A 20,179-nucleotide genomic window follows, 5' to 3' on the forward strand; every position below is an offset into this window, starting at 1 on the left:
CGGTAACAAATGCTGTTCGCTATTAATCATTTTCTTACGCGACAAAATTTGGAATGCTCGTTTCATTTGTTTTTTGTTATTTATAGTACAATTTAAAATTGTTATCGCAATTAATTAATGTGCAATCTTCGTTCCAATTAATGTCTTTATTTTTAAAAGCTTCATCTATGGCTTTTGTAAGTTGGTTTGCTAGTATAAAGTGGTTTTTAACATTGGGACAATCTTGTGCTTTTTGAGCAGTTTTTAAACCTCCACTGTATAAGAAAACTACATTTTCACTGGCACGAAAGCAATAGAGTCTTAAATTATTGTTTTTGTTTTTACCGTGTTCTACATAATGGGGTTCTCTGTCTTTACCAATTGGAGGTAATGCTGAGGTGTCTGAAAATTTTGCTTCATTTCTAAAAAAACGATTTTGTGCTCCATATTTTTGACCTATTAATTGTAACCATTTTAAAATGTGATACAACTTGTTTTTATTTAATGCGGTTTGTGTTTTTACAAACGCATCATAAATTGTATGTTCTTCATTATTTAAACAAACGGAATAATACGCAACTTTTTTGTATTTAAATAACGGTTTTATGACTGCAAATGTATTCACTTATAAGTTAATTTACAAATTCATTTCACTTTTAAGTTAATTTTATTAACTTTTTAAAACTGTTTAGGTTGTTGTTATATCTTTTTTTGATAGCGACAGTCGCAACCTGATATTATATTTTTTGAATTTATACTTACCTTATTAAATGACTGGATGTTGCATTTTAAGTGTTCTTTCATAGGTTTTTTTTATCTTTTTCGTTTAAATTTTTATTTACATCGTATTTATTTTTTTTTCAAAATCGTCACATAATAGTTGTACAAGATCTTCGGTTTCTTTTATGAAAAATACACCTAACTCTTTTCTATTACGCCTGATATATTTATTGAAAATCTTTTTAAAATCTTCGTAGATTTCATCTTCATCAAAAGTTTTAGTTTTCATTTTTGCAATAATATATGTACCGTTTTCAGGTAACATAACAAAGTTGAAAAATGCTTCGATTTTGTTTTGAAAATCAATGATTAAAGCTTCAATTTCTTCTTCTTCCTCATTGCGTTTTTCTATTACAGCCAATATATCAAATTTGTATTGTTTTCCATAAGAAGGATTTGGCTCATTAACTCCTGATTTACCTTTTGGTTTGTTTTCTTCTTCGGGAGGTGCAACAATACCGATACTATTGTCGAAATATACTTCAACATCATCTATTAAATCTGTGTTTCCATTTATTGAATTGTATAGCACACTGTATCTATACCAAAACTCTGTAAAATATTTATCGCTATATTTTTCATCAATTTCAATAACAAAATTTATTAAGTTTAATATTTTGAAATACTTATTGATTTTTAATTTTAGCTTTTTAGATTCTTCGGGATTGTTACGAATAAATTGTGTTACTTCATTTTCAAAATTTAAAATAGTTTCTATACTATGTTTATTACCTAATTGATATTCTTTAAATGGTTTAAAGTGATTTTTTAATAATGTATTTTGATTCAATTCATTATAAATATCAATCATTAATTGTTCTTGACCTAAAGGGTCAAAATCACTTACAACTACATTGCTAAAATGTTCAAAGGCTTGTTTGATATTAGTAACATTTACGTTTTTATAGGATAGGTCAATAATTTTACAATCTTTCTTATATTTTGTAGTTCTGTTTACTCTTGAAATGGTTTGAATTGCATTGATACCGCTTATTTCTTTATCTAAAAATAGGGTGTGGAGTTTAGGCTCATCGAAACCTGTTTGTAATTTATCAACTACTATTATTAAACCATTTTTAATGGTCGCAAAGTTTTGTAATACTTTCTTCTCAGATAAACCATCATTTAGTGAAGAACTACTTGGGTGTTTTTGACCATCTGAACTATACACAATATAAATAGGAGCATCTTTAAAACGACTGTATTTATTTTCTATAACTATTTCATTATAGTATTTTACAATGTATTTACGGTATTTTATAGCTGCTTTAATAGATGAAGCTGCCAACATTGCTTTTGCCGTACCTCTAATGTTATAATATACAGCGGTAACTAATCTTTTGGCAATAAATTGAGCAATAGCATCAATTCTTTTTTCATTTTCATAAATCTTTTGTTTGCTAATACGGAATTTTTTACCATTTTCATCACTACCCGTATCTGTATCGTTTGGAATACCATAACCTAAATCTTGTTCAAAACCTTGAATTTCACTTTCAGGTTTTTGAAAATACATTTTAGCTGATACAGGTACAATTCCTTTAATTGGGTTTAAGATATAGCCATCTTCAATGGCTTCTTTCATTGTGTAACTATCAAAAGGAACCCATATTTTTTCAGCTTCTGCATATTTGTTATATTCTCCAAAACGAGCTAAAGAAACATCGCTTGGTGTTGCTGTAAAACCTATGATTAAATTTTTCTTATTGTGTGTTTTTTTGTAGTCTTTATTTGAATCAAAGCTATTTTGTAATTCATCAAAAAGGGATACCATTTCTTCGTGCTGTGTACCACTGTTTGAACGGTGTATTTCATCAATTAAAAAAGCAATACGTAAATTAGCTAATTTTGTAATAACCTCAGCATCTAAAAAATCACGGATTGAAGTAAATTTTTGAAGATTAACAACAACAATACGTTTATCAGTATTTAGTGCTTCTAAAAACGATTTTTTATTGTCTGCTTCAATGAACATACTATTGGCTATGTTCATATTGTACATTTTGCTATCTAATTGATCACGTAATTGTACTCTATCTACTACCAACATTATTTTATCATATACAAAGGCATCGTTTTTACGTAAGTCTTTTAATTGTAATGATGTCCAACCTATGATATTACTTTTACCAAAGCCAGCAGCATATTGTAAGAGTAGAGAGTATACGTTTTTATTATTTTGGTATTTCTGCCTTTTAGTAATTAATTCTTCTATTTGAGTTGCTCCTAAGCCTTTTTCTGTTAAATCTTTACGTAGTTTGTTTATAAAGTAATCAGGTTCATTTTCGTGGTCTAAAAATTCATCTATTTTACTTAAAATTTTATCTGTACCAAATTTTTGTTTAGGACGTGGTGCAATTAATCTACCATCGTTATGCTTGTATTCTTTTAGTTTACCTTTTTCGGATTTTATCAATTCACGTTCAATAAAATTGTAATAAAGAATTTCTTTCTCTATCATTTTTTTACTGTACAATGCTTTAAATACTTCTTCAAAACGCTCGGTTCTTGAAGCGTTTGGATTGCGTAAAGGGTAGGCTTTTAAACCGTTTTTAATTTCTTTTTCATATTTTTCAAAATCAAATGATTTATCTTCAACACGTGCTTTAATTTCAGGAAAATGATTTGTTATATTTCTAATTACAAATGTGTCTTGAACGTCAGTTGTTGTGATGTGGATTGCTTTTTCAAATATTTTTAGAAAATCTTTTCGTATGGTTTGTGATACATCATTGCCTTCAGCAATTTCTAAATAATTGGTAACTGCTTTTTGATAATCATTGGTAATTTTTATTTTACCGTTTTTCTTTGCGTTTTGATTGTTGTAATTAGATTTTAACTCTGAATATCCTAAAAATATTCCATTTAAGAAAAAAGTAATGTCTGGACGAAAGTTAAATTGGATTTTACCTTCATATTCATATATGTAGGGTAATTCTTGCACTACAGAAAATTGGTTTTCTTCAAACATTATATCACCGTGTGTAATGCTGCCACTTGGATAAAATAAATTGATTTTTACACCTTTAAAGGTTACAGATTTGTTGCTGTTTATAAATAATGCCATATTCGCAGATTCTCCAATACGTTTGTTGAGGAACTCCATAAACTCTTGCAATAACTGTTTTTCGTTATTATCAAATTTCTTTAATAAAATACGGTAGTTTGCTTTATTTAATGACGTTTCGCTTATGAAGTATTTTAAATCTTCAACTATGAAATGTAGTTTAGAAACTGTATTTGCTTTTACTTCTTTGTATTGTAACCCATCTATACGTTGGGTAAAGAAATTCATTAAATATTTATCTTGTAATATTAACTCGTCCATATTAATTAGCTGATGTAATTATTGTAAAAATCTAAAGCATTTTCGTAGCTACCTATAAAAGGTTCAGCATCTTTTTCCATATTAAAGATGGCGCTAAAAAATTTGAGAAACTGCTTTTGTGTTATGAAAACTTCTTTTAAATCTTTCACTATTAATGACTTTACTTTTGTAAGTTCATCTTCAATTAAATCTATATCGGTTTCAAATTCTAAATTTGAATGTAACTCTTCAAAATCATCAATATAATTACCTTGGTTGTTTGTTATGTGGAATATATATCGCTCACAAATAAGAGCAAAACTTGTAGCGTAAAACAAGCCTTCTTCATCTATAAAATCATTGTTATAAATAGCAGGATAACTTGTTAAGGACTTTACAATAGCGTATAAGTAAAAACATTCATTGTTGTAAGAATCTAATATTATATCAAAAGGAGTTTTGTTGTTTATCATAATTATACAGTTACTTTTATTTTACCTGTTACTACCTCATTAATTAATGTTTTGCGTAACTCTTTTAAGGTCGTAATTTGAGTTTCTATGTTTTTTACAATTTTATCTATTGTTGTTGTTTTAACATCTAAATAGTCTGCTATTTCTTGTTGTTCTTTTTTGGTAGGTGGAATAATAATTGAAAAATTATTAACCTTTTCCATCTTTAAATTAATACGTGTAAATCCTTTTCCTTCAACTAACATATTCTGCCTATAAGAATCACTCAATAGTAAATAATTAATAAATGATGCTTCACAATTATTATTTGTTATTCTAAAACCTTTACAAAAACTATTTAAGTAGGTTTCTTTTATATCGTCTATTAGTACTGCTGATTTCCCAATATCTTCGTAACCTTCAGAACTCATTAAAAAGAAAATATCATTTTTCTTTACTTGGTTTTGATTTTCTTGCTCTTTTATTGCGACAGTACCTAAATGATTTTGATTTAAATAGGTGTTATTAGCAATATTAGTAAAAGGAATAAAACCTCTATTGTTTGGATTGTTATCTTGATTAAAATCATTACCACTTTTACCAGATAAACCACTATATAAATAACCTATATCTTTTAATCTGTAATTTATCCAATTAGAAACCTCATTAACTAAACCTCTTGTAACAGCTTCATTAATTAATGTTTTACGATAGGCTTTAAAATGCTTTATTTTTTGTTTTAATAATTTTATTTTTTTGTCTATACCTGTGGTTTTAGCATCTAAATAATTAGCTATTTGGGTTTGTTCTTCGGGTGCAGGAAACGGTAACCCTATATTTAAAATTTGAGACATATTTAAAGCTTCTTTGGAAGAGCCTGCTTGAATATTCATTATATATTCTTGAATAGTACTCGACTTTAAATAATATGCGGGATAGTCAACTTTCTTTTTTTTAAATCTCAAATAAATTATATGCTGATTTATATTTGCTGTTTTTACTGATTCAGGAAAAATACAAGTTCGACCAATTGAAGCTCCAGTAATATTTATCAAAATATCCAAAGGTTTCAACTGTGAATTTTTCATTCTATTATGTACTTCTTCTGTAATAAAAGAAACATTATCAATTTTTAAACCATCATTATAAACATTTTGACTTCGTATAAAAGGAATACCTTCATCTACATAAGTTTCACTACCTCCTTTTGGTGTAACACCACTACCTATTTTAGTAATAGCATCTTTTATTCTTTTAATCTCCCAATGCTCAGGAATTTCACCCAACCATTTTATACCAGAATCTTTATAATTAGTATATTTTTTTATTTCCATATTTATGATATAAAATCTATTGCACAATCCACTTCTAATAATTCAATTAACATTGAGCCTTTTTGTTCTATGTTTCCTATCTTAATTTCATTTAAAATAAAATAATCTTCAATAGCTATTTTATTGCTTACTTGTGTTTTAGATAGAAAGTCTATAACTTCATTTAAAATGAAAGTTAAGTAGTATCGTAAATTTGAAGCAATCAATTCATTGTTTGTATTTGTAGCAGCATCGTGTATAATTTCATTACGTAACCTATAAATTCTAGTAAAGTGAATTTGTAAGTTTTCTTTATGACGTTCTAAATATTTTTTTGCACTTGCAGATTTTCCAGATTTAAAAAACCAATACTCTAACTTCATAGCTCTATAAGCCAATAGAGGAAAGTCATTAATTAAATGTGTTGAAACATCTGTATAAAATTGTATATCCTTTAGGTATTCATTATCTGCAATTGTATATGTTGGCACTAACGACTTATGCGCAGTACTTAATTGAGAAAAAGATTTTTTAAAACTATGTACATTTCGTTTTACATAAGCTAATGAATGCGCATCTATAAAATGTGTTTTTAACCTTTCAATTGTACCATTGCTTTCATAATTAGAAAACAAATATTCTAAACCTATCCAGTAGTTTATAAATTTATGTTCAACTTCAGTAGATTGATTTCCTAAGCGTAAATACCTGACAGCAGATTTGATTTTTTCTTTTGTTTCATCTGCAATTTTATCATTGTTTAATATTACCGGTATTTTTTTAGTAAAAGTTACATAGTGATCTTGCTCTACAAGATATTTACCATCTAAACTATTCATATTATTTTGGAAAGCACCTCTTTTAGGAGAACGTTGGTCAATTACCAATACTCTATTATGGATTTGTAAAAATTCATCGGACAAACCTAAGTTAATTACATCTAAATATTCTGATAAATTTTTTCTAGCAATTATTAATGCAGATAGGTAGTCAAGTGCATCAACTTCATAATGTATGAATTTTCTGTTTGATGCTTTTGTATTGAATGCTTTTAATTCTTTTTTAGCAAAACCATTTAAAATTATATTATCAATGTTATCTGTAAGTAATATAGATTGAATTGTGATTGCAGAAATAGCTTCATATACTTTTTTTGTAGTATCAATTCTAAAAATTACATTATGTTTTGATTTACTTGGTGTAATACGAGCTTTGAAGTTTTTGAAATGGGTTTTGAATGCACTGTTATTATCAAGTGAATTTACAAATATTCCATACATTAACTTATATAAAAAGCCTTTTGAATATCCTTTATTAATTAGTTCACTTAATAAAAAGTTAAGAGAATTATCTATTTCGCATAAACCATTAAAAGAGGAATCATTATTTTTTATTAATTGCTCCAGACCATTTACAACATTTATAAAATAATCTTTGTTGTTATTGAGTAATATTTCAATACTTGTAATTACTTTTTTGTAATTAAATTCGGTTAATTGTTCTAAAGATATTTTTAAGTATTCTTGTGAGATTGTATCAAATTTCAGGTAAGTAGGTGAACTGTTAAGTAATGTTAAAGCTTCATCAACTATTACTTTTGTGTCTTTTTTACTACCCTTTATTGTATGAAAATGTTTAATTCTTCCTTTATTATATTCGATTAGGCAGTACTTTAACTCTTCTAAAACTATTTTTGGATTGTTTAGCTTTATTCTATAAGAATCAATACTACCCGCATATAGTAATTCAATTGACTTTTCAATGAAAAATCTTTGACAAATTGTTAACGTAGTATTTTTATGGCTTATTATTTGCATATATATTTAAAAGGGATTACTTTTGTAGAACATTAGACACGGATAAAAACATTAAGATAGAAAAGGAAGATAGGTGGTAATGGTACTGGATACAATTCCGCATTTCTTCGCTACTTCCTTAAATATTGAGGGAATCTCCAAAAGAGGTTCCCTTTTTTTTTGTCTATAATTCATCTTCTAATAATTTTAATTCATCTTCTAAGTCTTTTAAATCAGATGTAATCTTACTTAGACTCTTTAAATCTTCTGGTTTATAGAACACCTTATTAAAGTTAATTTCTACACCAATGGTATTGTCTATATAGCTAAATGGTTTTGTAATATATTTAGCCATAAAATTGGCAATGTTTTGTTGGTTATCTTCTTCATTAGGTGAATAGGGGATAATTTCATAATCTTTTTCATAATCCGGGGTTAATTCAACAGTAATTAAAATAAATGCTTCTTTTGTTTTTGTAGGTTTTTTAAATGAAGATTTGATAACTATTTTACCACAGCCCATTTCGACTGCGCACAATGTACCAGTTTTAGAGTCTTTTGTTTGTTTAATAATGGTTTCTTTATCAGCATCAAAATAATATGTTTCTTTAACTGTAGTTACTTTTAAATCAGTTTCTTTATAATCTAAACTATTTACTAATGGGCTCAAATATTCCGTATAATACTGAAATAAGGAATTGTATTTGGTAGCATCAAAGGTTGTGATTTCAAAATCTGTTAGTTCTACCACTTCGACAGGCTCAGTGTGACAATCTTCAAGTACCTGCGTAATTTTAGTTGGATTGAGCTTTATAGATTTAGCTCTGGTTTCCTCACCATCTTTATTTTTTTTAACAGGTAACACACTTTCTAATGTTTTTCCATTTTCATCAACATTGGTCAACATAATGGCTTGTTTGTTAAAATAGAAATGCCATTTGTCAAATACTTTAGCGTATTCGGAATCTTCAAAATTGGTTAAAGCATCAATAATGGTTTTTCGGTTATTTAATACCATTTCTTTACGCTTTTTCCCTTTGCTCTTTTTTAAAGGTTCAAAGAAATCACTACCATTAATTAAGATTACTTTGTCTTTACGTTCTGCAGCCTTGTTTTTATTAAATACCCATAAATAAGTGTAAATACCAGTATTGAAAAATTCATCGGTAGGCATTTGTATAATGGCTTCTACAATATCTTCATCAAAAAAGTATTTACGAATATTGCTTTCACCACTACCAGCATCACCACTAAATAATGTAGAACCGTTATGAACAACAACTGCCAATCCTTTATTTTCATCTAATTGAGAAATGATGTGTTGTGTAAATAAAAATTGCCCATCGGAAATAGAGGGTAAGGCTTTGAAACGCTCCGTTGTATCATTTTCAATATCCTTTTTATAACCTTTCCAATCTACCCCATAAGGCGGATTTGCTACGACTATATCAAATTTTCGTTCAATAAAAGAAATATTGGTAAGTGTATTACCATAACGAATATCGGAATCTTTACGGAAACGACTTTCAATTTTTGCCAATGCATATAAGCTATCACTCCAATCTTCACCGTAGGTTTTTGTTGGTCTGTTGTATTTTTCTTGTATTTTATCTTCAACACCAAACAACAAGTTACCACCACCACAAGTAGGATCGTAGATTGTTAAAAATTCTCCATTATTATCAATTTTAGATAAAATGATTTCAGAAATTAAAGCAATAATATCATCAGGTGTATACTGTTCTCCAGCAGTTTCAGCAGAAATATCAGCCCATTTACGTTTTATGTGTTCTTCTAATGTTGTTATTTCAGAATTGTTAAATGGTGCTAAATCTATTTCACTCCATTTTTTTACAGAGTCAAATAAAATATCTTTTTTACGTAGTTGCCCACTAACTCCTGAAATATCAAGGTATTTTTCTTCTGTGTTACCTCTGTCAACACCTAATAATTCTTTTGTTTCACTATCAAATGCTTTTAAATATGCATCAAAATCGTTGTCAAATGTTTTATCATTTAAACAGATTTCGGCTAATGTTTTATTATGTCTAACTACTAAATCATTATAGCCAATGTTATCATCCTTAAATTCTGAAATAAAATCTTCTAATTGAGTTTTATCAATTTCTTTTAAATTGGTAACGCTAAAATCTTTTAAAAGTTCATCACAACGTCTTAAAAGTCTACTTTCCAACATCATCATTGCAAAGTAAGGCATCATATATTTTGGGAAATCTGACTGTTTAATACCTGCACCAATTAGAAGGTCGGCAGTAGACCATACTTTAGATTCGTATTGTAGAATGTTTTGACTCATAAGTTGTATTCAATAATATTTTACTATCAATAATTAGAGATAGTATTTGTTATTTTATAAAATTTATTTTGAATGTGTTGTAACTTCATAGCAATTGTTATTACAAATTGTAAATTTTTAATAAAGCTACTAAAGTAATAAAAAGCAGGGAAGAAATAAAGAAAAATAGGGTAAAATGGTGAGCCCCCATTAATCCCCCAAAGGAGGAGATAGTTGTTGTCTCTCGACTCCGCTCGAGATGACATTGGTTATTGGTTTTTGGCTGTTTGCGATTTTTTAAATAGGTTTTGTTAATCCTTAATTTATAGCTTGTTAAGGGGTTTGAGGAAGCCCCCTAACCCCCAAAGGGGGAGATAGTTGTTGGGTTTTTTTAAGGTAGTTGAGGAGTTTAAGGAAACTAGGGAAACCTAACTATTTACCACTTGGTTGATTTTATCCATAATCATACTGAACCTTTTATCTTGGGTTTCATAGAATAAGTTACCCAAAATAGCTTCCTGTATTTCACTAGATGCTAATATATTACGAAATTCATTTATTAAGCACTCTTTTACATTTTGGTCTTCTTCGTTGATAAGAATTTGATGCCAGTCTGTTCGATTGTCTATAATATAGATTATATCTTCTAAATCGTGGCTAAATCGTGGGTCATCACCGCCACGGTCGTGAAATGCTACAAATTTACTAGCTAAAAAGAAAGTTAGTGGCATAATTTGAATTGTTATGTTGTTTACTTTAATTTTCTCTAGTCTTTCAAAACCTTTTTCAAACCAAGGGTTTGCTGGAGCCCAAGCAATTGGTTTTGTAGCCATTACATCTACCAATATATCTTCTAATTTGAACCGACAAATAACATCTAAATCTGCTGACTGCTTAAATCCTTTTTCTAAAAGTTGTTCTCTTATATTTTCTAATTCTACAAAAGAAGCCACTTTGATGCTAATATCAATATCTTTTGTAGGTCTGACATCTTCTGCCGCAGGGTCATTTATATAAAGACTAACTATTGCACCACCAACATAGATTACTTTTTCATTTAGTTCACCTAATGCATTTGCAACTCTTTCAATAATTATATTGTTTATTTGCGTGTTTTTCATTAATTATATATTTATTGAATTCTGTTTTTAAGCTCCTTAATAGCCAAATTTTGTTCTCTTGTGTTACCAATTCTTACAGCATCTAGCAAAGCTAATAATTCATATAATTTATGGTCTTCTAGACTTGCTTTAGGTACATTAGGGTGTAAAGGTTCAATAGTAAACCCTCTGGAATCACCATCAGCATAAGGCCATACGTAGTTTTGATCACTTTGTATTTCAAATGATAGAGGAGGAGCACTATGTGCTGTTTTTATTCCTCTAACCATTGCCCCAGGCTTTTGAGGATACACATATTTTAATCCGTGAATGATAAAATCCAACAAAGCTGATTTGAATACTCTTCTTTTGTCATTCGTTATTAATCCTGCCCATACACTTCTGTTTAGTGATTCGCTAACCTCACTTGAGCTAATATGTAATTTGTTTGCGATGTCTTTCATTAACCAATTATCATTGTCAGTTGCGATTATTTTTAATAGAATAACCACATCATGAGGTCTCATTCCGTTATGTTTTTTCATGACACATATATTTTTTTAAGTATGCTGCTTAATAAATTCGTAATTCGCGATTCGCGATATGCAAATATAATAAAAAACAATCATAACCAAAAGAAAGGAAAAAATAGGTGGTATGACACCTATTTTTCCTCAGTTTCCTTAGCTTCCTCAATGCTGTTGTTTAAGTATTTTCCGTGATTGTCTCTATGTATTAAGCCTGCTTTTACAAATTTGGTGATGTAGCCTTCGGCAGTTTTATGAGGAATACTAAGGGTTGTTGCAGTATCTAAATAATCTTGACGAGAAAATTGCCTTGGTAAACTTTCTAAAAAACGTTCTTTTCTATTGCTGCGTGTTGGTAGTTTGGTGTCGGCTGGCAATGCGTTAAAAACCTGGCTACTGTGTTGAATTAAAATAGTAATCATTGCCATTGTATTGTTAAAATCTACCTCTTCGCATTCTCTTTTAGGGTTTACATCGCCATCTTCCATAATACGCAGGGCGGTAAATAGCATTGCAATGCGGTAGGCTATTATTCCCATTCTTCTAACGGTTGCAATATAATCTTCGGTTTGAATGCTGAGGTATTTTGTTTGAATTTTAGAAAAATAATCGTTGAACTGCATTTGTTGTTGTACTGAAAATGTTACTTGAATAGGAGGGTTGCTTTTTAAGGTTTTGTAAAAGCCTAAAAACTCTGTTCCCAATGCGTTGTAATATTCATCCAATCCGTTTTCGGTTTGCACTTCAAACACATTTTTCCAAATAGGCGTGATGTTCATATAGTAAAATATGAAGCGGCTAAATAAACCATTTTCAGCGTTTGGAATTAATGCTGATACTTGTTTTGGGGTTCCAGATAATACGGTAGACAAACAAGGGTTTTCAATATCGACATACTCACGGTCGGTTCTACGGTAATAGCTGATTGTTTCGTGGTGAAATGCTTTACGGAAACCATCGCTATAATTGCCGTAATCGCTTTTAAATGCCTGTGCCAATGTATCACCTTCAGTTTCAAAAATTAATCCTTTGCCTTCATTGTCGGATAATAATTGAAATACACCCGTAGTACTGTTGTTAGCAGGAATAAACAACATTTTTTCGGGTGGTTTTGTAGGTTTTTCGGTATCAGGGGTTTTGTTTTTAGTCATATTGTAGGCTGCATTTTCGGCATCGAATTGCTTTTTTAACAATGAAGCTTGTTCACGCATATCTTTATGAATAGGAGTGACCAAATTTTTACACTGCGTTAATCGTCCTTTTCCTGCGGAAGCTGGTGCAGTTACAAATAAAAATAGGTTGGTAAACACTTTTTTACCATCGTAAATACCATATAATTTAGGGAAACAAGCACTTAAAGTTGTTAAAGCGCCCAATAACATTGTATCGCTTTCTTCGGGGCTTGTGGTTGGTTTTACAACTTGTTGTAAAAAATGTGGCAAAGTAGCTAGTATTGAGGTTGGAAAAGTTGGCAGTTTTTTTACTGATTTTTCTTCCATAATATTTTCAAGCATTTGCGGTTGCGGTTCATTTTTTACAACAGTTATTCCTGCTTGTTTTGCTAAGAAATAAAACGTTGCAATGGTAATGCCTGAACCTTTTGCAGCCAAACATTTGTTGAATTGTTCATCGCATTCTTTTGAATTATAGCTGCTGTTAAACTTGCTGATGCTGTGAAAATAGTTTCTTCCAGTTTCCCCATATTCTTCGGCAAAAGCAAAGCCAAGATCACGCCAATTGGCATAACCGCAGGTGATGTCTATTGCGTTTTGTTCAATGGCTGCTATGTAGGTTTCAATATTATTAGCAACTACCGTATGAACGGTAGCTGCTGTTTTTTGAATGGTTTTTTTAGGAACTTCATTTGTTGGAGTTTTTAACCATTCGTTTGGATTGAATATTTTCTTTTTCATACAATGCTATGTTTTTTGTGAAGAAATGCCGTAGGGTCGTGCGATAAGAAACAAGCTCTTGAAATATCTTTGCCCGATTGGTCAACTTCTAATTTATATTTTTGCTGTAGATAATTTGAAACAGCTTTGAAAAACTCTTGGTGTGTGGCTTGCGACAGGTCTATTTTAATCACCCATTTTAAACCATCACCAGAGGGAGAAGTAAACAATAGTTCTGTTTCAAAATATTCATCTTCCAATAATTGCTTTTTAACTTCATTTAAATTTGGTAAATGGTCAAAATCAATGGTGATTAAGGACGAATGTTTTATTAAATTATTGTCGTTTCTACGTTCAAATTCACCCGAAAAAGTAACGTAATCAAAGTTGTTGGCTTTGAATTTTCGCTTTTCTTTAAGGTCTTGAATCTCTCTTAAACTGGCTGTTGTGTTTTTGTATTTGTCGCTTGTTATAAGTGAATGTATCTCGTGTAATTTGAGCGTTTTGAATGGAAATACATTGCGAATAGGCGCTTTGTAAAAGCTGCACAGCGCATACCAGGTATCATCGGGTTTGTCGAACCAATTTTGGTCGGTTTTTTCTTCAACAATTGATCTAAGATTTAATACTTCAATAATTTTATTTAAAAGTTCATTTTCTGAATTGGATTTAAAATATAATTGAGCAAAATCGAATACATCACCTTCAAAATTTTTGAGGTCTAAATCTTTGTGAACAGCGAAGCTATTTACCACATAAATAGCTAAGGTTTTCTTATTGTTATTGAACGGATTGCGTGTTAACCTGCAGTTCTTACCCGAAAGGGTAAGGACTGTTTCATCAGGGTAATACTGGCGTAACACGTAGGCGTAAATGTTTAGGCCGTTGTGTGTTTTATCGAGTATTTTATTTTTAATTTCTTCCATCACATTTGTAATTTTGGTTGTAATAATTACTTTGTAATATTTCTTCTATATCAGAAACCTTGTAATAAAATGTTCCGCCCACTTTGCTGTATGGTAATGTTCCATTGTCTCGAAATGTTTGTAATGTTCGAGTACTTATGTGTAAGGTTCTCATTACATCTTGATTGTCTAACCAAGTATCTTTCAATCTTTCGGCTCTCGATTGTTTGATTAATTCGATGTATACCTTCAATTCTTTAATTTCCTGAGAGAGTGCCAGGATTAAATCTGTGATTTCAATCATAACTTTACACGTCCTTTAGAGATTAAATAATCAGCAGCTTTTTGTTCTATTTCATCTTGAGAATCCATACGGTTGCGCAGCAGCCATTGGTCTAATTCTTGACGTTGGAAATAGAGTTTTTTGCCATTCGGTTTATAGTGTGGAATGGCTCCCGTACTTGTTAATTTGTACAAGTGCGAATGAGATAATTCTAAATACGTGCAAGTTTCGTTAAAGTTTAATACTTGCTTTTGCATCGCTTGCTGTAATTGCAGCATTTTTTCGATGCGGTCTAATTGTGATAAAACATTATCGTTCATCTTTTTTAAAGATTAAATTAAAAATGAACGTTTGGCCAAACGTATCAATGATAATCATTGACAAGGCAAATATTTAAAAATTAAGACATTAAAAGAGTAAGAGTGTTTTGTGGTAGTAAGGTAACAGTAAGATTTATTACTAATCTTACTGTTTTTTATTGCAGTTGTTTGATGATTTTGTCGATTTCTTCCTTTTCTTTCGGATTATGGACTTTGTTTTTATGAAGATTTGAAGCTTTTAAAGGTGTTCCAGTTTTGGTATAAAAAAGTTTAGACCTTTCTAAAGTTGTAGGATTTAAATTTGTGAAAAAGGGCTTAAGTTTTGTTACTAAATAACTAAATTGAGTTGTTTCGCATTGAATATGAATTTCATAATTTATTTTAGTGAAGTCGTTCGAAATTAGTAACTCGTAAAATTGTTTTATGGTAGCGTGGTTTTCATCAATTAAATCTAATCGAAATTGTATTGTTTTTAAAGCTAAAAATAAAGATTCAGTGTTATGATTTTTATATTTAAAAGCATTTTTTTGTGATAGGGTTTTTCTCTCTTTTTTTAATTGAATTGTTGTTTCTAATTTTTTAGCTGGAATAATTTCTAATTCGGTTATGTCTTCATTGAAGTAATGTTTGTAAATTTCTTCGGTTGAAAGAATTTCTTCATTTCCAAATTTTGCAAAACGGTCTTGTAATTCTGTGTACAGCCAAATCATATTGACTTTTAAATATTGAATTACAAAGGTATTGTCATTAGTTATATTATTTTTTGTAAAAGAATGTTTATCAATATAATTGTTGATATTAATCAAATTTTGATGATATTCGGCATATATTGAATTGTAAACAAAAGTGTTTTCTTCAGGCACTGCATTGTTGGGAAAATCCTTAATTAAAACGTTGAATTTTTCATTGGCTGCAATATCTATAAGGTTTTTGTAATATTTGTTTTTTTCGCCTAAAGCTCTTTTAAAGACTATTTCGAAATTTGGTTTGGCCTTATATTGTAAGTTTTGTTTGTTATTTAAATTTAATGATCTGTATTCTTGTTCGGTTCTTAAATCTTTATGTAATCCCTTGGTAATAGAAATTAATGATGAAAAAATATGTTGTATCATTATAAATCCAATTTAATAAGGTTGGCAGCATCTTTCTTTTTTTGGTCAATTACTTTGGCATAAATTTGAGTGGTTTTCAGTTCTTTATGTCCTAATAGTTTTGATACCGTATAAATATCAGTTCCCAATGTTAGTTGTAAAGTTGCGTAGGTATGCCGGGCACAATGGAAAGTGATGGTTTTTGTAATGCCTGCTTTCATAACCCATTGTTGCAATTTTAAATTAGACCAAGCACTGTAATTTAGGCCTTTAAAAACCAATTCATTTAATTCGCCTCTTTCACCTAAATAGTTGAAAGCTTGTTCAGAGATTGGAAGTGTTTCGGCACCTTTGGTTTTCTTTTGTCTGAAACGAATGTAATAACCCATTTCATTTGAATGTTGAATTTCTGACCACTTCATTTTTTCAATATCAGACCAACGTAACCCGGTAAGGGCTGAAAATATAAAGGCTTGTTTTAATGTTGGCAGCTCACATTCAACTTTTACAACTGCTTGTAATTCGTCTAATGTTAGAAATTCTCGTTGAGGTTCCCCTTGCTTGAAATGTGGCACACCTTCAGCTGGGTTTATTTTTAGTGTATTGTCTTTTACTGCTTGTTTTAAAGCTGCTGTAAATTTACCAAAATATGAGTATTTAGAATTTTGGGATAATGGTTTTTGACTTTTTGTTCTTGCTTTTTTATCCAAATATTCTTTGAAATCTTCTACAAATTTTCTGTCAACATATTGAAAACTTATTTCTTTAGGACAAAATATTTTTAAATGTTTTAGCATACTATCCCAATTGCCATAATTACCAGAGCTTGTATTTTTCTTTTCTGTTAGTGCAGTTAGATAGGTTATAAAACTACCTTTTAATTTTTCTAAATCCTGAAAGCCATAGATGCCGTTTTGTATTTCAATTTGTCGTTGAGCGCAAATTGTTTCGGCAAGGTTTCTGGTTTTTTTATTAAAGTCTCTTTCAGTTGTTGTTTTAGGGTTTTGATGAAGATATAAACTTAAATATTCAGTTTTTCGGCTCCCTTTATGGTAAAAATCAAGGTACAAGCCTATTTTACCGTTCTTAATTCTTTCTCTAAGTGTTACTTTCATAATAGCAATTTTAACTGTTAGCAATTTATTTTTTTTCGTTGGTATGTTTTATGAGATTTATCAATTAAATAAATTTTCGATTTGTGAGCGTTTGATAATGTGTTTATTTCCGAATTGAACGGCATTTAATTGACCTCTTTTAATCATTCTTTGGATGGTCCATCTACTCACGTCAATTAATTGAGAGGCATCAGTAATGCTTAAAAAATCTTTTGAGTTTAAAGAAATAGCAGGTGCAATATTTTCTGATTTGTTGGATTTATTCTTTTGAATTTCTCCTTCAATAGTTGTTTGAATTTTATCCTGGCGTTTTCTAGCTTTGTATGCTCTTTTAGAGCAACTATCACTGCAACATTTAGTTACAGTAGTCCGTGCAATAAAGGCTTTTCCACAATAATCGCAAGTTTTAGGAATGTGTAAATTACTACTCATAATGGTGCTGTTTATTTAACTACGTTGCATTATGTAGCACTATGGTGCATAATTTCGCCTTATTTAAAAAGTTGTAAAAATGGGCAACAAATTAGTGCTTTTGGCAACAGATATACAACAAATATAGTTAAAAAAGAGTATATAAGCAACAAATAAAAGTATATAAATACAAGAAAAACAGTTAGTTAACGAGTAAGGGTAGGTGTTTTACTTTCCGATACAGAAATTAGCAAAAATATTACCCAATAAATCTTCAGTAGTAACTTCTCCAGTAATTTCACCCAAATGAAACAATGCTTGGCGAATATCAATGGCAAATAAATCGGTGCTTATTTGCAAGTCAATTCCTTTTTGAACTTCTTTTATGGCATTGTAGGCATTGTTTAAAGCTTCAAAATGGCGCGAATTACTTACAATGGTTTCATTATTACTCAACGCCCCTTTATTTGCTAATTGGGTGAGGGTAGTGGTAAGTTCGTGAATGCCAGTTTTTTGTTTTGCAGAAAGTACAATTAAATCTGAGTATTGTGTTTTTAGTATTGAGATTTGTTCCTCTGTTAACAAATCAGCTTTATTAACTATTGTCAATATTTTTTTTGAAGGATATTTAGATGTTAATTCTTCAATTGCAGTATTTAAGGTGGCTATTTTTAAACTATCAATTAAATGCAATACCAATTGTGCTTTTTCAATGTTTTCAAATGTTTTTTGAATGCCAATATTTTCAACAAAATCTTCGGTGTTTCTAATACCTGCTGTATCTATAAAACGGTAGGCTACACCATCAATAATCAGTTCATCCTCAATGGCATCTCGTGTGGTTCCTGCAATATGACTTACAATGGCCTTTTCTTCATTTAACAAAGCATTTAGCAGGGTGGATTTACCAACATTTGGTTCGCCTACAATGGCAACAGGGATTCCGTTTTTTAATACATTTCCTAAGGAGAATGAATCGATCAATCGTTTTAAAACTTCGCTGATTTGCGCAATTAATTTGTTAAATTCTGTTCTGTCGGCAAATTCAACATCTTCTTCAGCAAAATCAAGTTCTAATTCAATTAAACTCGCAAAATTAAGTAATTGCTGACGTAATTTTTCTATTTCAGTACTAAATCCCCCTCGCATTTGTTGTAATGCTACTTGGTGTGAAGCTGCCGAATTAGAGGAAATTAAATCGGCAACAGCTTCGGCCTGACTTAAATCCATTTTTCCATTTAAAAAAGCGCGCAAAGTAAATTCACCTGGATTGGCATTGCGAACACCATTTTTAATGAACAATTGCAAAATTTCTTGCTGTATATAAACCGAACCATGGCAACTAATTTCTACCACATTTTCGCCTGTATATGAGTTTGGGTTTTTAAAAACTGAGACTAAAACTTCATCAATAACACGTTCGTTTTCAACAATGTTTCCAAGATGTATGGTATGTGTTTTTACTTTTGTTAAATCCTTATTTCCAAATTTTGATTTAAAATGAGTATTTGCAATTTCAATAGCTTTATCTCCAGAAAGTCTTATAACCGCAATAGCACCAACACCCGATGAGGTAGCTAAAGCAATAATTGTGTCGTTTGGTACTGTATTCATATGGCAAAAATAATCAATAATCAATTATGAATTACGAATAATCAATTGTCAATTTTTAATTATGAATTACGAATTATGAATTACGAATTATCAATTGTCAATTACAAATTATCGCTTCGGCTTCGCTCAGCGACCAATTTTCAATAATCAATTATGAATTACGAATAATCAATTGTCAATTTTTAATTACGAATTACGAATTACGAATTACGAATTATCAATTATCAATTATCAATTATCAATTATCAATTATCAATTGTCAATTTTTAATTACGAATTATCGCTTCGGCTACGCTCAGCGACCAGTTTTCAATAATCAATTATGAATTACGAATAATCAATTGTCAATTTTTAATTACGAATTACGAATTACGAATTACGAATTATGAATTATGAATTATCAATTATCAATTATCAATTATCAATTGTCAATTTTTAATTACGAATTATCGCTTCGGCTACGCTCAGCGACCAGTTTTCAATAATCAATTATGAATTACGAATAATCAATTGTCAATTTTTAATTACGAATTACGAATTACGAATTACGAATTATCAATTATCAATTATCAATTATCAATTATCAATTATCAATTGTCAATTTTTAATTACGAATTATCGCTTCGGCTACGCTCAGCGACCAGTTTTCAATAATCAATTATGAATTACGAATAATCAATTGTCAATTTTTAATTACGAATTACGAATTACGAATTACGAATTATCAATTATCAATTATCAATTATCAATTATCAATTATCAATTGTCAATTTTTAATTACGAATTATCGCTTCGGCTACGCTCAGCGACCAGTTATCAATTATCAATTATCAATTATCAATTGTCAATTATCAATTGTCAATTATCAATTGTCAATTGTACATTGTCAATTATCAATTGTACATTATCAATTATATACGGCTTGTTTTATAAAATCTTCGTAAGTGTCATAAAATTCTTCAAACTGATGCATGGCTTCTTTGAAAAAAATAAATACG

At 29.8% G+C, this 20,179-nt stretch carries 16 protein-coding genes; all 16 read right to left on the reverse strand.

Annotated features, from left to right (window positions below):
• Positions 1–76: 76 nt before the first annotated feature.
• On the reverse strand, positions 77–604 hold the full coding sequence (locus EC396_RS09160) for a hypothetical protein (protein WP_129366406.1): 528 nt from the start codon (positions 602–604) through the stop codon (positions 77–79).
• Positions 605–817: 213 nt separating this feature from the next.
• Positions 818–4,087: a DEAD/DEAH box helicase family protein gene (locus EC396_RS09165; RefSeq protein WP_129366407.1), complete on the reverse strand. Its 3,270-nt coding sequence runs from the start codon at positions 4,085–4,087 to the stop codon at positions 818–820.
• A gap of 5 nt (positions 4,088–4,092) precedes the next feature.
• The gene (locus EC396_RS09170) at positions 4,093–4,539 is read right to left on the reverse strand and encodes a hypothetical protein (RefSeq protein ID WP_129366408.1); all 447 of its coding nucleotides are present in this window, start codon (positions 4,537–4,539) and stop codon (positions 4,093–4,095) included.
• 2 nt (positions 4,540–4,541) lie between these two features.
• Positions 4,542–5,852 carry a restriction endonuclease subunit S gene (locus tag EC396_RS09175; RefSeq protein ID WP_240665675.1) on the reverse strand — a complete coding sequence of 437 codons (1,311 nt, stop codon included), beginning with the start codon at positions 5,850–5,852 and terminating at the stop codon, positions 4,542–4,544.
• A gap of 2 nt (positions 5,853–5,854) precedes the next feature.
• Complete coding sequence (locus EC396_RS09180; protein WP_129366409.1) at positions 5,855–7,648, reverse strand: hypothetical protein; 1,794 nt, start codon at positions 7,646–7,648, stop codon at positions 5,855–5,857.
• A 163-nt stretch (positions 7,649–7,811) separates the two neighbouring features.
• Positions 7,812–9,944 (reverse strand): class I SAM-dependent DNA methyltransferase, encoded by a 2,133-nt coding sequence (locus EC396_RS09185; RefSeq protein WP_129366410.1) that lies wholly within the window; start codon positions 9,942–9,944, stop codon positions 7,812–7,814.
• A gap of 407 nt (positions 9,945–10,351) precedes the next feature.
• Positions 10,352–11,044, reverse strand: coding sequence for a hypothetical protein (locus EC396_RS09190; RefSeq protein WP_129366411.1), 693 nt, complete (start codon positions 11,042–11,044; stop codon positions 10,352–10,354).
• An 11-nt stretch (positions 11,045–11,055) separates the two neighbouring features.
• Positions 11,056–11,568 carry a hypothetical protein gene (locus EC396_RS09195; RefSeq protein WP_129366412.1) on the reverse strand — a complete coding sequence of 171 codons (513 nt, stop codon included), beginning with the start codon at positions 11,566–11,568 and terminating at the stop codon, positions 11,056–11,058.
• Positions 11,569–11,687: 119 nt separating this feature from the next.
• On the reverse strand, positions 11,688–13,463 hold the full coding sequence (locus tag EC396_RS09200) for a DUF3987 domain-containing protein (protein WP_129366413.1): 1,776 nt from the start codon (positions 13,461–13,463) through the stop codon (positions 11,688–11,690).
• Positions 13,460–14,368, reverse strand: coding sequence for a BT4734/BF3469 family protein (locus tag EC396_RS09205; protein WP_129366414.1), 909 nt, complete (start codon positions 14,366–14,368; stop codon positions 13,460–13,462). The genes EC396_RS09200 and EC396_RS09205 overlap by 4 nt, the downstream gene beginning before the upstream one ends.
• On the reverse strand, positions 14,355–14,651 hold the full coding sequence (locus EC396_RS09210) for a helix-turn-helix domain-containing protein (protein ID WP_129366415.1): 297 nt from the start codon (positions 14,649–14,651) through the stop codon (positions 14,355–14,357). Before EC396_RS09210 ends, EC396_RS09205 begins: the two co-directional genes overlap by 14 nt.
• The gene (locus EC396_RS09215; protein WP_240665676.1) at positions 14,648–14,908 is read right to left on the reverse strand and encodes a helix-turn-helix domain-containing protein; all 261 of its coding nucleotides are present in this window, start codon (positions 14,906–14,908) and stop codon (positions 14,648–14,650) included. Before EC396_RS09215 ends, EC396_RS09210 begins: the two co-directional genes overlap by 4 nt.
• A 197-nt stretch (positions 14,909–15,105) precedes the next feature.
• Positions 15,106–16,062 (reverse strand): DUF6617 family protein, encoded by a 957-nt coding sequence (locus tag EC396_RS09220; RefSeq protein WP_129366417.1) that lies wholly within the window; start codon positions 16,060–16,062, stop codon positions 15,106–15,108.
• A complete protein-coding gene (locus tag EC396_RS09225; protein ID WP_129366418.1) occupies positions 16,062–17,156 on the reverse strand; it encodes a site-specific integrase in 1,095 nt (364 codons plus the stop codon). Before EC396_RS09225 ends, EC396_RS09220 begins: the two co-directional genes overlap by 1 nt.
• Before the next feature lie 60 nt (positions 17,157–17,216).
• Positions 17,217–17,588, reverse strand: a complete 372-nt coding sequence (locus EC396_RS09230) for a helix-turn-helix domain-containing protein (RefSeq protein WP_129366419.1) — start codon at positions 17,586–17,588, stop codon at positions 17,217–17,219.
• Positions 17,589–17,795: 207 nt separating this feature from the next.
• Positions 17,796–19,181 carry a tRNA uridine-5-carboxymethylaminomethyl(34) synthesis GTPase MnmE gene (gene mnmE / locus EC396_RS09235; RefSeq protein ID WP_129366420.1) on the reverse strand — a complete coding sequence of 462 codons (1,386 nt, stop codon included), beginning with the start codon at positions 19,179–19,181 and terminating at the stop codon, positions 17,796–17,798.
• Between the last annotated feature and the right edge of the window lie 998 nt (positions 19,182–20,179).

Source organism: Lutibacter sp. HS1-25, from assembly GCF_004121075.1.
Classification (GTDB): domain Bacteria; phylum Bacteroidota; class Bacteroidia; order Flavobacteriales; family Flavobacteriaceae; genus Lutibacter.